This window comes from Brevibacillus sp. HD3.3A (genome assembly GCF_013284375.2).
GTDB classification, from domain to species: Bacteria; Bacillota; Bacilli; order Brevibacillales; family Brevibacillaceae; genus Brevibacillus; species Brevibacillus parabrevis.
Map to the genome: position 1 here is coordinate 2,419,394 of NZ_CP085874.1, position 14,916 is coordinate 2,434,309.

Genomic DNA, 14,916 nt, shown 5'->3' on the forward strand with positions numbered 1-14,916 from the left:
GAGGAGGACAACGTTCGTGAAATACCGCTACCTGCCCCAAACTGATCAGGACAAGCGCGAAATGCTCGAAACTCTGGGCATTTCCAGTGTAGAAGAACTGTTTGCAGACATTCCGGAAGAGGTGCGTTTCAAAGGTGCGCTGAACATTCCAGAAGCTCTGTCCGAGCCTGATCTGGTCAAATACTTCACTCGCCTGGCTAACAAAAACGTCAACTTCAGCACACACGTCAACTTTTTGGGTGCTGGCGTTTATCAGCACTATGCGCCAAGCACAGTCAACCACATGCTGCTCCGCGGAGAATTTTTCACGGCTTATACGCCTTACCAGCCTGAAATCAGCCAAGGCGAGCTGCAAGCGATTTTTGAATTTCAGACAATGGTGTGTGAACTGACAGGAATGGAAGTAGCGAACTCCTCCATGTACGACGGAGCGACTTCCTTGGCCGAAGCGGCTATGATGGCGGCTGGTCACACTGGCAAAAAGCGCGTCATCGTTTCCCGCGCTGTGCATCCGGAAGCGCGCGGCGTTCTGAAAACATACGCGTACGGTCAAGGTGTAGAGCTGGTTGAAGTCGGCATCAACAGCGATGGCGTAACCGACACACAAGCTCTGGAAGCGCTGATTGACGAAAACACAGCGGCTGTGATCGTGCAATATCCTAACTTCTTCGGAAACGTGGAAGACTTGGCAGCAGTTGAGCCGATTGCTCATGGCAAAGGCGCCCTGTTCGTCGTTTCTTCCAACCCGCTTGCACTGGGCGTATTGGAAGCGCCAGGCAAACTGGGCGCTGACATCGTAGTAGGCGACATGCAACCGTTCGGTATCCCGGCATCGTTTGGCGGACCGCACTGCGGATATTTTGCGACGACGAGCAAGCTGATGCGCAAAATGCCAGGACGCATCGTCGGGCAAACGAAAGACGAGAACGGCAAGCGCGGTTTCGTACTAACGCTGCAAGCTCGTGAACAGCATATCCGTCGTGAAAAAGCGACTTCGAACATTTGCTCCAACCAGGCGCTGTTGGCACTGGCGGCTGCGATCACCCTGACTGGACTCGGAAAACAAGGCGTACAGGAAATGGCGATGATGAACCTGCAAAAGGCGCATTACGCGAAGCAAGCCCTGCAAGCCAAAGGGCTGGAAGTCGTCTTTACTTCCCCGTTCTTCAACGAGTTCGTGGTCAAGCTGTCCAAGCCAGTAGCAGAAGCCAACAAGCAACTGCTCCAGGCAGGAATCATCGGCGGCTACGATCTGGGGCTGGATTACCCAGAATTTGCAGGCCACACCTTGCTCGCAGTAACCGAGCTTCGGACCAAGGAAGAAATCGACACATTGGCGGCTGAATTGGAGGCGATCACACGTGCGTAACGACCAGGAGAAAGCACTGATTTTTGAAATGAGCAAACCGGGCCGTGTGGGCTACAATCTGCCGGCATTGGATGTACCGGAAGTAGAGGTCGCAAGCCTTTTGCCAAAGCACCTCATTCGTGAAACCCCTGCTGAATTGCCAGAGGTATCCGAGCTGCAACTCGTTCGCCACTACACCGAGTTGTCCCGTCGCAACCACGGGGTAGACAACGGCTTCTACCCGCTCGGTTCTTGCACGATGAAATACAATCCGAAAATCAACGAAGACGTGGCTCGCTATGCCGGCTTCGCGCAAACTCACCCGTACCAGCCGGAAGAAACCGTACAAGGCGCACTGGAGCTTTTGTACAACCTGCAAGAAGAACTGGCTGAAATCACCGGAATGGACGCCGTTACCCTGCAACCGGCTGCCGGAGCGGCAGGCGAGTGGACGGGTCTGATGATGATCCGCGCTTACCATGAAAGCCGTGGAGAAGCTCACCGTACAAAAGTAATCGTGCCGAACTCCGCGCACGGTACAAACCCGGCGTCTGCGGCTGTAGCAGGTCTGGATACCGTTACGATTGCTTCTGACGAGCGCGGTCTGGTAGACATTCAAGCTCTGCGCGATGCGGTTGGCTCTGACACGGCAGCGCTCATGCTGACCAACCCGAACACACTCGGTCTGTTCGAGGAAGACATTGTCGAGATGGCGAAAATCGTCCACGAAGCAGGCGGCTTGCTGTACTACGATGGAGCCAATGCGAATGCGATCCTCGGCATTGCCCGTCCAGGCGACATGGGCTTTGACGTCGTGCATCTCAACTTGCACAAAACATTTACCGGACCACACGGCGGCGGCGGCCCAGGTGCTGGACCAGTCGGCGTGAAAAAGGTTCTCGAACCATTTTTGCCAACGCCAATCGTGGCGAAAAAAGAAGACGGCAGCTTCTACTGGGACAGCAACCGTCCGGAATCGATCGGCCGCGTAAAAGGCTACAACGGAAACTTCGGCATTCTCGTTCGCGCTTACAGCTACATCCGCACGATGGGTCCGGAAGGTTTGCTGCAAGTTTCGCAAAATGCGGTGCTCAGCGCCAACTACATGATGCGTCGTCTCGCTACGGCGTACAACCTGCCGTTTGACCGCGTCTGCAAGCACGAATTTGTCTTGTCTGGCGTGAATCAAAAGAAACTCGGCGTGCGCACGCTGGATATCGCAAAACGTTTGCTCGACTTCGGCTACCATCCGCCAACGATCTACTTCCCGCTGATTGTCGATGAGTGCCTGATGATCGAGCCGACTGAAACCGAGACAAAAGAAACGCTCGACGAGTTCATCGACGTCATGCTGCAAATTGCCCGCGAGTGTGAAGAAACACCTGAGCTTGTACAGGAAGCTCCGCACACGACCGTGGTAAAACGTCTGGATGAAGCGACTGCGGCGCGCAAGCCGATCCTGCGCTATCAGCCACAAGCTTAATAACTCTCTTTGGGAAAAGCCGCCTTTTTACAGGGCGGTTTTTCTTTCCGAATGATGCTATCATGAACAGATGGGGTTGATCCGACTTTCGGGGAGAGAAGACAAACATGAGCAAACGAATTGTATTTACTGGCGGCGGGTCTGCCGGGCACGTCACGCTCAACCTCGCCCTCATCCCGCATTTTTTGCAGCGGGGCTGGGAGGTGGCCTACATCGGCTCGACAGAGGGGATTGAGCGGGAGCTGGTCGAGAAGCTGGACGGCGTGCGCTACATCGGGATTGCTACAGGCAAGCTGCGCCGATATTTTGCTTGGAAAAACTTCACGGACCCGCTACGTGTGAGCAAAGGGGCTTGGCAGGCGTACCGCTTCCTCGCTGACTGGAAGCCGAACGTAATCTTTTCCAAGGGCGGCTTCGTCTCCGTCCCGGTTGTGTTCGGCGCCTGGCTGAATCGGCTGCCTGTCGTCCTGCACGAGTCTGATTTGACGCCAGGACTGGCCAATCGCCTGTCGCTGCCTTTTGCCGACAAAGTATGCGTGACTTTTCCTGATACATTGAAGCATCTGCCAGCAGGCAAGGGAATGCACGTAGGAGCCATCGTGCGCGAGGAACTGAAAAAAGGCCGAAAAGAGCAAGGGCTGGCCCTGTGTGATTTTTCTCCGGGGAAGCCTGTGCTGCTCGTCATGGGCGGGAGTCTCGGGGCAAAACGTTTGAACGAAGTGATCAGGGGAACGCTCGATGAGCTGCTCAAACAGTATTCCATCGTACATATTTGCGGCAAAAACCAACGGGACGAAAGCTTGCAAAAGAAAGGCTACAAGCAGTTCGAGTACGTCCAGGAGGAGCTTCCCGACCTTTTGGCGATGACGGATTTGGTCGTCTCGCGCGCGGGTTCCAATGCGATTTACGAGTTTCTCGAACTGCAAAAGCCGATGCTGCTTGTGCCGTTGTCTCTTGCAGCCAGCAGGGGAGATCAGTTGTTGAACGCACGCTCATTTGAGCAGCAAGGCTTTTGTGCCGTCTTGCAGGAAGAGGCGCTGAACGAGGCGAGCTTTTTGCAAGCGTTGAAAAGCCTTGCCGAAAAGCGAAGCGCCATCGCGGAAAAGCAGCGCGCCGCGATCGGAAAACCAAAAGACGCCTTGGCGCAAGTCGTCGCGATCATCGAGGAAGCGGCTCATTGAAACAGCGCATCCAAGTCTTGCCGCCCTTTTGGGAGAAGCGTACAATGAAATCGTTGTGAGAAGGAGGTACATACATATGGAACAGTGGCGCTATGTCGTAACGGAGCCGATGTCTCCGGCGATGAATATGGCTGTAGACGAAGCGATTTTGCAACTGCACAGCGAAGGCAAGGTACCGCCGACCGTTCGTTTTTATACGTGGGACCCGGCTACTTTGTCGATTGGATATTTTCAAAAGGCGATCAAGGAAATCAACCTGGAGGAAGTACAGCGGCGCGGACTTGGCTTTGTGCGCCGGGCAACAGGCGGACGCGCCGTTCTCCACGATCAGGAGCTGACGTACAGTGTGATCGTGTCCGAAGATCATCCGCGGATGCCATCTGGCGTGACAGAGGCTTACAAAATCATCAGCCTCGGATTGCTGCACGGCTTCCAGAACCTGGGGCTTGCCGCAGAGATGGTGTCGCTTGCCAGCGAGGAGGAAAAAGAAAAGTACAACTCGCCAGGCTCGTCTGCTTGCTTTGACTCGCCATCGTGGTATGAGCTGGTCGTCGAAGGCAAAAAGGTAGCGGGCAGTGCGCAAACGCGTCAAAAGGGAGTCATTCTCCAGCACGGCTCGATCTTGCTCGATATGGACGTCGATTTGCTGTTCTCGCTGCTGCATTTCCCGTCGGATCGCGTCAAACAGCGGATGATGGACAGCTTCCGCCAAAAAGCGGTGACGATTAACGAAGTAAGCCCGCGTCCTGTCAGCTTGCAGGAAGCGATCGAGGCATTTTCCAAAGGCTTTGCCTCCGGTCTGGACGTCGAACTGGTGCCGTCCGCACTGACAGACGAAGAGCGGGCGCTGGCAGAGGAACTCGCCGCCACCCGTTATGCGACAGACGAATGGAACTTGCGCCGATAGACGATAGCCGACAGGTGACAAACGTACAGAAAAAAGCTCGCCAGTGTGAACAATCGCTGGTGAGCTTTTTCGTTTTCCATCTGTTTCGTACGGTTAGACGAGTACGCTGTCGTGAATGTGCTGTTCAAACAAAGCTTGCAGCCTGGACGTAACCGAACCTGGCTGACCGTTGCCTACCGCTTCGCCATCGACGGAGATCAGCGGCATGATTTCTGCGGTCGTGCTGGTGAGGAACAACTCATCCGCTTGTTTGAGGAAGGCGATGTCAAACGGCTTTTCGTGAACAGCGATGCCGTTTGCCTGGGCCAGATCGATGACGACCTGACGGGTGATGCCGTGCAGGATCAGGCGATCAGCCGGATGCGTGTACAGCGCGCCGTCTTTTACCGCGAAAAGATTGGACGAACTGCATTCGGTAATGATCCCGTCGCGGTGCAAAATCGAGTCCTGTGCGCCTTTGTCCTTGGCGTACTGTTTGACGAGCACGGCTCCCAATAGATTGAGAGTCTTGATATCACAGCGCAGCCAGCGAATGTCTTCTACGAGGGAAGCGGTCCAACCCTTTTTCAAATCGTCGACTGGCCGAGCTTTGGGGCGCACGAAAGCCATGATGACCGGAGTGATGGCACTTGGGATGTCGTGGACGCGAGGAGCGGCGCCGCGAGAGATTTGCAAGTACAAGGTGGCATCGTCCTGGTCGGTAATGTTGTTTTTCGCCATCAGCTCTTGAGCCAAATCGGTCAGTGATTCCGGGCTCCACGGCAGCTCCAGCTTGATTTCCCGCGCGCTGCGGAACAGGCGGGTCAAGTGGGCGTCCCATTGATACATGCGCCCTTTATAGATTCGTACGACTTCATAGATGCCGTCCCCGAAGTTGTATCCGCGATCTTCCGGATGAACCGCTGCTTGCCCCTCTTCCACCCATTTGCCATCTACATAAAGCATGGTGAGTCCTCCTCTACTGATTCCAGCCGCTTTTTTCCAACGGTTTTTTATTTGATTCAACATTAGCAAATCGTACCTCTCAGGGTCAATTTGAAAAGCGGATTTCCGCTATCAATAATTTAGCAAGGAGAAGCGTTCATCTATTAACTTTTTAAATGGGCGTCTCCTTTCCGACAAATCGACGAGTTCCTCGTGTCGCTGTGCATGTCCAGGCAGATTTGGGCAGAAGGAGAACGAAAGCTGTCCGCCGCTGACGGCGCGTGCTGGTATTTGACTAACTATTCTGACTAGACGCTTATGGAGCAGTCTGTCCATAATAAAAGCAAAGAGCGCCAGGGAGAGGGGAGAACGTCATGCGATCCGTTGGTTATTGCGCACTAGGAGCACTGCTTGTTTGCGGGAGTTTGCTGTCCTTGCCCTTCTCTTCGCAGCAGGCATATGCGAATCAGGTTCAGACAGATGCAGAGCTGTTGTACAGCCATGTAGAGCGCTTGGCGAAAGCAGCGAGACCGCCTGCGACCGAGTCGGAGTTCGCAGCAGGGGTATACGTGGAGAATCTGTGGCGCGCCTATGGCTATGAGACAGAACTCCAGCCTTTTTATTACCATACATACAAACGCCCAACGGTCTTGTCGCTTGCGATCGACGACTGGAAGCGCAGCTGGGCGATCAAAGGATTGACTTTTGCCCAGAACGGGACGGCAACAGCGGACATAGTCGATGCTGGCTACGGACGCGCCAATGATTTTGCCAATGGAGCGGCGAGAGGGAAAATCGCGCTGATCAAGCGGGGAGAAATTCCGTTTGGCGAAAAGGTCAGACAGGCAGCGGCAGCAGGAGCGGTAGCGGCGATCATCTGGAACGATCGCGAGGGGGAGTGGAAGGCGACACTGGGCGAGCCGCTGGATATGTCCGTTCCGGTCATCGGCTTGTCACAGGCGGACGGCAGCCTGCTGCAAGAGCGTTTGCGGAATCAGCAGTCGCTGCGCGCAACCGTGAAGGTAGACGGAAGCCAGACGAGCAGACATACGTCCTATAATTTCATCGCGACGAACAAAACGACAGCCGCAAACACGGAGCGGCAGGTACTCCTTCTGGCGAATCATGACTCGACCGCATCGTCCGCAGGAGCCAATGACAACGCATCCGGCGTAGCCGTCTTGCTTGAAGTGGCGCGTCAACTGGCCGAGAGCCGCTTGGATGCGCAGATAAAGCTGGTCAGTTTGGGAGCGGAGACAGCCGGGGAACGGGGCGGGCAGGCATTTTTTGATTCACTTGCGGCAAAAGACAAGGCGAAGATCGTGGCTGCCATATATGTGGATGCAGTGGGCAGGGACGGTCAACTGACCGCAGTGCCTGCACAATCGACCTCCACACAGACAGGCAGCGTGTTCACGCAAGCCGGAGTGCAAGCAAGCGCATTGGAGCAAGTGGGCGCGCGTCAGCGAAAACAGCTGCAATTGCTTGCCGGGACAGGGATTCCGGCGGTCTTGCTTACACGTCTGCCAGCGCAGGAGGAAGCGAAGGACGGGCTTGTCCAGATTCAAAAAGAGCAGCTTGCGCAAGCGGCGAAAGTCATTTCATCTGTGGTCGGCAGCCTGACCGACTCTACTGCTCCTGCCGAACCGCGTCAGTCCGTGCAAACGGGCAGACAGCAGGAAGCGGGAGAAGATCTTCAATAGGCTTGGTTGAGGCTTGGTTGCGAGCGCATCGTAAAAACGAAGGCAAACGCAGGGCGTCCAGAAAAAGACACGGGGCGCCTTTTGTGTGCAGACGATTCTCGCCATCGCCCTCGCAAAAACTCCCGGCAAACTTTTTTCGATCAGCGGGGGATTTTGCGAATTTGTCGAAAAATGTGGAATAACAAGTCATAGCCACCCATTGGAAAAAAGTTTATAATTTTTAAGAATCCTAAAAAATTTCGTCCATTGTATATTGTTGCAGTTACATATTTCTGAAAATTATATTCAATCCAATCCATGCTAGTTACGATGATCCATCCTACACAGCAAATATTCAGCAAAGAACAGCGGAGGTTGTGATGATACCAATAGGCTCAAGTCATTTCGCCCTTTCCTTAACTCTCATCATCGGTTGGATTCCACTCAGTGTCTTTTTGCTCTACCTGTACCCCAATAAAATCAATGTGTGGTCGTTCTGCTTGTTGAACCTGCTGTATGCGCTTATGCTTGTACTCCAGTTCTATCGCATGTACAGCCAGATGAGGGAAAAGGATAGCCGGAAGCAGGAAGAAATCACGCGAATGAGAATCGAGCTGGATGAGACGAAGGAGCTGCTTGATGCCTTGCTGCAACAAACTCCAGACGCTGTTTCGATCGTGGGTCGGGACGGGAAATTCATTCATGTGAACAAGGCGTCAGTCGAACAATTCGGCTACAGCGCGTCTGATTTGCTAGGCAATGCCATTCCTTGCGTGCCGCAGGAGCATATCGCAGAAATGGAGCGGTGCCACAGCGAAGTGCTGAACGGGAAGTCCATCGTCGGCTACGAGACGGTTCGCGTCCATCAAAGCGGCTCGCTGATGCACGTATCGCTGTCATACGGCCCTGTTTTGGACAAAGCAGGGAAGGTCAAAGGGATCATTTGTTGCTCCCGTGACATAACAGAGCGAAAGCGGATGGAGCAGGCTCTGCAAGACAGCCAGGCTCATTTCCGTCTGATCACCGAAAACATGACCGAAATGATATACCTCGTAAAGCGGGATGGGACGGTTGCGTATGTCTCTCACGCGCACACGACATTTTTGGGGTACTCCAGCGAGGACATGATCGGGATGGGGCCAGCCGTCATCGACAAGATCATTCATCCGGAAGACCAAAAAAAGGTCAGCGATCTGTTCCGGCTGAGCTGGCGAAAGGAAGAAGAGGCGAGCGGGATTTATCGGCTGCGGCATAGCCAGGGGCACTGGGTCAACGTCGAGTCGCGCTTCAAGCCGATCAGCAACAGCGATGGAGTGGTGGACAGCATGTTGATCGTCTCGCGTGATGTGTCCGAGATTACGAAAACGAAAGAGCTGTTGCGCCAATCGGACAAGCTGTCTGCGATCGGTCAACTGGCGGCGGGAATCGCGCATGAAATTCGCAATCCGTTGACATCGCTGCGCGGGTTCATTCAGCTGTTGAATGCTTCCATAACAGGCGTGCAACGCAACTACTGCCAAATCATGCTGTCCGAGCTGGACCGGATCAATCTGATTGTCAGCGAGCTGCTGGTGTTGGCGAAGCCGCAAGCGGTGAGCTTTCAGCAAAAAGACTTGTCGGTGATGATCCACAACGTCCTGTCCCTTTTGGAAAGCCAGGCGAACTTAAAAAATATCCAGATGTACGCTTCGACTGAAAAAGCGATGCCGCCAATCGCTTGCGAAGAAAACCAGATCAAGCAAGTGCTGCTCAACATTTGCAAAAATGCGATGGAAGCGCTCCCCGATGGCGGCGAGATCTACGTTCAGAGTCGGCGGATCAGTGAGGAGCACATTCAGGTCAGCATCCAGGACAACGGCTGCGGGATTGATCCGGAGCGAATCCCGCGCCTGGGAGAGCCTTTTTATACGACGAAAGAAAACGGAACGGGCCTCGGCCTGATGGTCAGCCAGCGCATTTTGGAGGATCACGGCGGAAGTCTACAGATCGAAAGCGAAAAGGGCAAGGGAACGACGGTGAACATTTTGCTTCCCGTATGTGTGCCAAGCGTCCATCAGGTCTGACGTTTCCAAATAAACCAGCCAATCAAAAACAAGCCGCAGTAAGTAGCTCCGCTTGCCACGACAGAGACGCTCCAGGGCAAAAAAAGCGGCAGCAGGGCGAACACCCCGACCAAAAGCAGCATCACGAACAGAAGCGGTGGCATTTGCAGCTGATGGCGCAGGGTCACAGGCAAGGCGAGTGAGTGCAGGAGCAAGGCGGAAAGCACGCCACCCTGAATCAGGGCCAAAATCGCGAAAAGCCAGTTGCCAGCGGGCAGCAATCGGGACGATATCAATTGCACAGGCGAGAGTGAAGTATGAATATCATGCCAGTGAGACAGGAAAATCGCTTGACCGAGCAGCAAAAATAACAAGGTGATCCCCGTTCCGATGCCGACGCCCAGACGAACGGCATTCGGCTGATCGGTTCGTCCCGCTACGGGCAGCAAGACGACAAGCGCAAGCAAGAGATGCAGCGCGAGGAAAAAAACGGCGTGAATCACCCAGCTTCCGTTCATTTGGTAGCCGAGGCCAGGGATAGGGACATGGGGTTGGCGGAGGAAAAGCAGGGCGAAAAACAGCAGACCTGCGCCTAAACAAATGCCTGACCCCGTTACAATCCATTGCCAGCGCTTGAAGAGGAAGCTGATCGTCACGATGAGAGACAATAAGACGAACCAGACAGACGACAGCCCTGGGATGAGCTGGGCCGACTGCTGACCGAGCATGACACCCACGTATGCCAGCAAAAAGAGATGGGTAATCATCGACAGGCTGGAAGCAAAAGCTTCTCCGAATAAGAACAGGTACAGCTCATAGAGCGAACCGACTTGATGGCGATGGCAATAATTCAGCAGCTGGAGGCAGATCCACCCGATTCCAATGCCTGCGAGGGCGATGCCGACCGTGCCCCAGGAGCCAAAATAGGTAAAGAAACGGAGCCACTCATAACCGCCCAGATAGTGTCCTCCCAGCGCGGACCCTGCAAACAGAATGGCGATTTGCCAAGCGACTTTGTCCATAGGCATCATCCTTATTCCCAACTTGCTACATGTGTATGTCCAAGCGAGGCTTGTTCAGAACCGGGAATATTAAACAGACTTATTCATTTACAAAGTATGACGATGTGGATTATAATGAAAAATAAACCAGTTAAGCAGATTGCATGAGGTGACTCCAAGATGAAAATTGTAGGAATAGCGGGAAGCATGAATAGCAACAACTCGACAACGAAGCAAGCGGTAGCGATTGTTCTCGATGCAGCGAAGGCTGCAGGTGCTGATATTGAAATGATTCATCTGGCAGACTGGAGCTTGCCGATTTACGACGACCGGGAAGACGCGACGACTTATCCGGAAATCGTCCATCGTTTCGTACAAAAAATTTCCGAGGCGGATGGACTTGTGATCGGTTCGCCTGAATACCACGGCACGATTACCGGAGCATTGAAAAATGCGATCGACTTTTTGGAAGGGCGCCATCTGCGCGATAAGCAAGTGGCTCTCATCGGTGTTGCCGGGGGCAGCATGGGAGCGACGAACACGGTCAATACGCTCCAGTTGATCATGCGCAATTTGCATGCGTGGCCGTTGCCAGCAAGTCCGAGCATTCCGAGCGCTTACAATGCGTTTACGCCAGAGGGCAAACTGAAAGATGAACGGTTGCAAGCCCGGATGGAAGCGCTCGGACAGCAACTGGTGCAATTTGTCCAAATGATGAACCGCGAAACAGAAAAACAGCCACAATAGACAGGTTTCTCTTGCTAATCGTTCTCATTTAAAGGTATTATATTTCTACGTGCCTTTTTTGGCCGGAAGAAATATGGTTTGAAATGAGGGGTTCACATGCCGACGCCGAGTATGGAAGACTATTTGGAACGTATTTACAGCTTAATTGAAGAAAAGGGCTATGCTCGTGTCTCCGATATTGCTGAAGCGTTGGAAGTACATCCCTCTTCGGTCACGAAAATGGTTCAGAAGCTGGACAAAGACAAATATCTCGTTTATGAAAAATACCGTGGCCTTGTGTTGACGCCAAAAGGGAAAAAGATCGGGAAGCGTTTGGTGGATCGCCACAGCCTGCTGGAAGAGTTCATGCGGGTCATCGGCGTTGACGAAGAACATATTTATCAAGATGTCGAGGGAATCGAACATCATTTGAGCTGGGAATCGATTACATGTTTGGAATATCTTGTTCAATATTTTCAACAAGAACCGAGCCGGATGGAGGATCTCCGGCGCATCCGGTTGGAAGATGAGCAAAAAGAAGAATAGGTATCCAAAGAGCGCAGGCTGACATGGCTTGTGCTTTTCTTTTTTGGTGAAAATGACGTTTTTTAATCGTATGGGAAAAGCTGTCGCCTTATATTTTAGTGAAGGGGGGCGACAGGGTGAAAGCGGACGCGGTTTTTGAAGGCGGTGGTGTGAAGGGAATCGCTTTTATCGGAGCCTTGCGGGTCATGGAGGAAAACGGCTATACGTGGGAAAAGCTGGCGGGCACTTCGGCAGGCTCGATCGTAGCCGCTCTGCTCAGTGCAGGGTATACGAGCCATGAGCTGAAGCCGATTTTTGACGAGCTGGACTATCTGCACTTTTTGCATCGGGCGGGGATTGGCAGATTGCCGCTCATCGGGCCGATCCACGAACTGATCGTGCGGGAAGGCGTCTATCGCGCGGACAGAATGGAGCTGTTCATTGAAGACTTGCTAAGGCGCAAAAATGTGCGTACATTTGGCGATTTGGCTCCGGGCAGGCTGAAAATCGTCGCTTCTGACGTGACCTCGGGGAAAATGACGGTGCTGCCTGACGACCTTACTCGCTACGGGATTGACCCGGACAGCTTTTCTGTGGCAAGAGCAGTCCGCATGTCTTCCTCGATTCCTTTTTTCTTTCAGCCTGCCCAACTGAAAAGCGGCAACGACACCCACTATATTGTCGACGGAGCTTTGCTGAGCAATTATCCGATCTGGCTGTTTGACGTCCCCGGGATACCGCAATGGCCGACCATCGGCTTTCGGCTTTCCGACGATCAGAGCAAGCGGGAGACGAAAAAAATTACCGGGCTGTTTTCGTTTTCGCGCGGCTTGCTTGCCACGATGCTCGACGCCCATGACAGGCTTTACGTCGAAAAAGCACAGGCGGTACGGACCGTTTTCATTCATACGCTCGGCGTTCGGACGACACAGTTTCAGCTTTCCAAGGAAATGCGGGAGAAGCTGTACGCGTCCGGGGAAGCCGCAGCCCAACAGTTTTTGCAGCGCTGGGACTTCGAAGAATATGTCAAAGTATTCCGCATTTCCTCTCCCAAGCATCTGGTGTAGCGAAGAGGAGCAAAACGAAAAAACAGGTTGCCAGCAACGGCGACCTGTTTTTCTTTTAATGGGACATATTGTTTGGCGAGTTCTCGTTCTGCTTTTCTTTTGTTTTGCCTTTGTTGCCATCGATCACGCGGAACGGGTGATCTTTTCTGGAGGCCGTCGGTTGCTTTTTGTGCGCTTGTCGCATCACCGGAGGTTTTGGTTTCACCTTTTGTTGCTTTGGCTTGCCAGGTCCAGGACTTTTCGAAAAAAAGGAGCCCGTGCGCAAATAGTTGCGTACGATCAAAAACAGCGCCACAGACAATCCCAGGATGATCAGCGTATTGATCGGATCACTGATGAGCGTCAATAAAAATCCGTAAATGGCGAGCAGCACAATAATCAAAATCACGGGTGGTATGCGACGTAACATAGGCCTCACCTCAATGGGAATAAGAATGCCTCACGTTATCCGGTCGTAGCCATTTTCCCTTGAACATGCTGAAGGTCCAGCTCCCGCATCTTCTGGAAAGAAGCGATGGCTACTTCGACCTGGCTGTCATCCGGTTCACGCGTTGTGATTTTTTGCAGCCAGAGACCTGGATAGCCAAGGTAGCGTAACACAGGAGTATCACGGAGCTTGTTTGTCCATTGCAAGACTTCATAGGAGACCCCGATGACCAGCGGCAACAGGACGATCCGCTGCACAACACGCTCGGTCAAGGAGTCGTAGCTGAACAGGGAGTAGATCACAACGCCGACAAACACGGTGAAAATGAGAAAACTGCTACCGCAACGATAATGCAAGGTGGAAAATTTTTGCACATTGGCTACTGTTAATTCTACCCCGGCTTCGAAGGCGTTAATCACTTTATGCTCCGCTCCGTGATATTGAAAGAGCCTTTTGATCAGGGGAGCCTTCGCGATGGCTGTGATGTAGCCGAGCAGCAAAATGATTTTGAAGCCGCCTTCCGCCAAAGTTTGGGGCACCCCATCCGGCACCCATTTTCCCAGGAGAAAATCGGCGAGAAATACGGGAACGAGGGTAAACACAAATTTACCGAACAAGAAAGAGAGTACACCGACCAGGGCGACCCCCAGAATCATCGTCAGCTTGGAAGGACCTTCACTGACTTCTTCGCCGGATTCCATGTTGAACCGCTCCGAGGCGAAGTTCAGATGTTTGGCCCCGTTGGCGCTGGCTTCGATCAGGCCGACCAGCCCGCGAATGAACGGAATTTTTTTCAGTGGGGTAATCCATTTATATTCCGTACGCGGTGCTTCAAAATACTCAATTTCATGATTTTTTTTGCGAACAGCTGTTACAGTCATCGATTTGCCGCCGAACATAACACCTTCGATGACGGCCTGACCGCCGTAGCTGGGTACGTTTTGTTGAGCCACACTATCACCTTCCTTACCCTCCATTTTAACGGAAAGCGAGCCTTGAAGCTACAAGGAGTTCATGCTGTGCCAAGAAATGTAAACAGTTAGTGAAAAACATGGGAACAGCACATACTATCTGTGAGGTGATAGGTATGGTAGCAGGCAAAGCCACGCGAAGAAACAAAGAGCTGTTGGGCAAGCCGAGAGAGCGGGGAACGGCGGAGCGAAAGGCGGCTTCCGTCAGCAAAATCGTCGAGCTTGCTTTTTGGGGCACGATTTTGTGGGGGGTGATCCGCATGCTCGCCCACTTTTTGAATTTGACTCCGTACGGACTGGGTGCTTTTGCCCGGCCTTTGCTCAGCGGATACGAGGAGAATAGCCTGATGGGCAACTCCTTGGGAGCGATTGTTCTGTTCGTGGAGACGATCCTGGCAAGCTTTTTGTTCTCCCTCTTGTTCGGCCAGATGCGAGCATGGTGGATCGGCCTGCTCTACGGTGCGATTTTGCTTGCGATTGCAGGATTCTTCTTTCGCATCGGGAATTGGGAAGTAGGCACGCTCAGTACAGAAGGAGCCTGGTACTTGTCCTATGGATTGTTCATTGGCATGACGCTTGTTCTGGAACAATCCGACGAAGAGCAGTGGGGCGGCAAAGACAAAGAGCGATAG

At 53.1% G+C, this 14,916-nt stretch carries 14 protein-coding genes; 10 read left to right on the plus strand and 4 right to left on the minus strand.

Features of this window, described 5'->3' with window-relative positions:
• Positions 1–16 precede the first annotated feature (16 nt).
• The 4 genes from gcvPA (at position 17) to HP435_RS11905 (ending at position 4,919) form a co-directional block, all read left to right on the plus strand.
• Entirely contained in the window at positions 17–1,369 is a 1,353-nt protein-coding gene (gene gcvPA, locus HP435_RS11890; RefSeq protein ID WP_173595756.1) for an aminomethyl-transferring glycine dehydrogenase subunit GcvPA, read from the plus strand.
• A complete protein-coding gene (gene gcvPB / locus HP435_RS11895; protein WP_122965813.1) occupies positions 1,362–2,831 on the plus strand; it encodes an aminomethyl-transferring glycine dehydrogenase subunit GcvPB in 1,470 nt (489 codons plus the stop codon). The genes gcvPA and gcvPB overlap by 8 nt, the downstream gene beginning before the upstream one ends.
• A 107-nt stretch (positions 2,832–2,938) precedes the next feature.
• Positions 2,939–4,012 (plus strand): undecaprenyldiphospho-muramoylpentapeptide beta-N-acetylglucosaminyltransferase, encoded by a 1,074-nt coding sequence (locus HP435_RS11900; protein WP_173599161.1) that lies wholly within the window; start codon positions 2,939–2,941, stop codon positions 4,010–4,012.
• 76 nt (positions 4,013–4,088) lie between these two features.
• A complete protein-coding gene (locus HP435_RS11905; RefSeq protein ID WP_063226803.1) occupies positions 4,089–4,919 on the plus strand; it encodes a lipoate--protein ligase family protein in 831 nt (276 codons plus the stop codon).
• A 93-nt stretch (positions 4,920–5,012) separates the two neighbouring features.
• On the opposite strand, the gene dat is transcribed toward HP435_RS11905, so the two are convergent.
• On the minus strand, positions 5,013–5,864 hold the full coding sequence (gene dat / locus HP435_RS11910; RefSeq protein WP_173599160.1) for a D-amino-acid transaminase: 852 nt from the start codon (positions 5,862–5,864) through the stop codon (positions 5,013–5,015).
• A 353-nt stretch (positions 5,865–6,217) separates the two neighbouring features.
• Here dat and HP435_RS11915 point away from each other — a divergent pair, with 353 nt between their 5' ends.
• Positions 6,218–7,546: a M28 family peptidase gene (locus HP435_RS11915; RefSeq protein ID WP_173599159.1), complete on the plus strand. Its 1,329-nt coding sequence runs from the start codon at positions 6,218–6,220 to the stop codon at positions 7,544–7,546.
• 359 nt (positions 7,547–7,905) lie between these two features.
• The gene (locus tag HP435_RS11920; protein WP_173599158.1) at positions 7,906–9,588 is read left to right on the plus strand and encodes a PAS domain-containing sensor histidine kinase; all 1,683 of its coding nucleotides are present in this window, start codon (positions 7,906–7,908) and stop codon (positions 9,586–9,588) included.
• Here the strand turns inward: HP435_RS11920 and HP435_RS11925 are convergent.
• The gene (locus HP435_RS11925; protein ID WP_173595761.1) at positions 9,579–10,589 is read right to left on the minus strand and encodes a hypothetical protein; all 1,011 of its coding nucleotides are present in this window, start codon (positions 10,587–10,589) and stop codon (positions 9,579–9,581) included. The two genes, HP435_RS11920 and HP435_RS11925, sit on opposite strands and share 10 nt — an antisense overlap.
• Before the next feature lie 159 nt (positions 10,590–10,748).
• Between HP435_RS11925 and HP435_RS11930 the strand changes: the two genes are divergently transcribed.
• The 3 genes from HP435_RS11930 to HP435_RS11940 all read left to right on the plus strand — a co-directional run bounded on the left by HP435_RS11930 (position 10,749) and on the right by HP435_RS11940 (position 12,886).
• Positions 10,749–11,315: an NADPH-dependent FMN reductase gene (locus HP435_RS11930; protein WP_122965819.1), complete on the plus strand. Its 567-nt coding sequence runs from the start codon at positions 10,749–10,751 to the stop codon at positions 11,313–11,315.
• Positions 11,316–11,411: 96 nt separating this feature from the next.
• Entirely contained in the window at positions 11,412–11,840 is a 429-nt protein-coding gene (mntR, locus tag HP435_RS11935; protein ID WP_063226809.1) for a transcriptional regulator MntR, read from the plus strand.
• 116 nt (positions 11,841–11,956) lie between these two features.
• Complete coding sequence (locus HP435_RS11940) at positions 11,957–12,886, plus strand: patatin-like phospholipase family protein (protein WP_173595762.1); 930 nt, start codon at positions 11,957–11,959, stop codon at positions 12,884–12,886.
• Positions 12,887–12,941: 55 nt separating this feature from the next.
• Here HP435_RS11940 and HP435_RS11945 read toward each other — a convergent pair whose 3' ends face one another.
• Both HP435_RS11945 and HP435_RS11950 read right to left on the minus strand, forming a co-directional pair.
• Positions 12,942–13,295 carry a hypothetical protein gene (locus tag HP435_RS11945; RefSeq protein ID WP_063226811.1) on the minus strand — a complete coding sequence of 118 codons (354 nt, stop codon included), beginning with the start codon at positions 13,293–13,295 and terminating at the stop codon, positions 12,942–12,944.
• Positions 13,296–13,330: 35 nt separating this feature from the next.
• Positions 13,331–14,266 carry a DUF1385 domain-containing protein gene (locus HP435_RS11950; RefSeq protein ID WP_167470360.1) on the minus strand — a complete coding sequence of 312 codons (936 nt, stop codon included), beginning with the start codon at positions 14,264–14,266 and terminating at the stop codon, positions 13,331–13,333.
• 134 nt (positions 14,267–14,400) lie between these two features.
• Between HP435_RS11950 and HP435_RS11955 the strand changes: the two genes are divergently transcribed.
• Entirely contained in the window at positions 14,401–14,916 is a 516-nt protein-coding gene (locus HP435_RS11955) for a YqhR family membrane protein (protein ID WP_122965823.1), read from the plus strand.

Coding starts and splice junctions, on each gene's coding strand:
- HP435_RS11900 (WP_173599161.1), top strand. CDS start 2,939: ATGAGCAAACGAATTGTATTTACTGGCGGCGGGTCTGCCGGGCACGTC.
- HP435_RS11905 (WP_063226803.1), top strand. CDS start 4,089: ATGGAACAGTGGCGCTATGTCGTAACGGAGCCGATGTCTCCGGCGATG.
- dat (WP_173599160.1), bottom strand. CDS start 5,864: ATGCTTTATGTAGATGGCAAATGGGTGGAAGAGGGGCAAGCAGCGGTT.
- HP435_RS11915 (WP_173599159.1), top strand. CDS start 6,218: ATGCGATCCGTTGGTTATTGCGCACTAGGAGCACTGCTTGTTTGCGGG.
- HP435_RS11920 (WP_173599158.1), top strand. CDS start 7,906: ATGATACCAATAGGCTCAAGTCATTTCGCCCTTTCCTTAACTCTCATC.
- HP435_RS11925 (WP_173595761.1), bottom strand. CDS start 10,589: ATGGACAAAGTCGCTTGGCAAATCGCCATTCTGTTTGCAGGGTCCGCG.
- HP435_RS11930 (WP_122965819.1), top strand. CDS start 10,749: ATGAAAATTGTAGGAATAGCGGGAAGCATGAATAGCAACAACTCGACA.
- mntR (WP_063226809.1), top strand. CDS start 11,412: ATGCCGACGCCGAGTATGGAAGACTATTTGGAACGTATTTACAGCTTA.
- HP435_RS11945 (WP_063226811.1), bottom strand. CDS start 13,295: ATGTTACGTCGCATACCACCCGTGATTTTGATTATTGTGCTGCTCGCC.
- HP435_RS11955 (WP_122965823.1), top strand. CDS start 14,401: ATGGTAGCAGGCAAAGCCACGCGAAGAAACAAAGAGCTGTTGGGCAAG.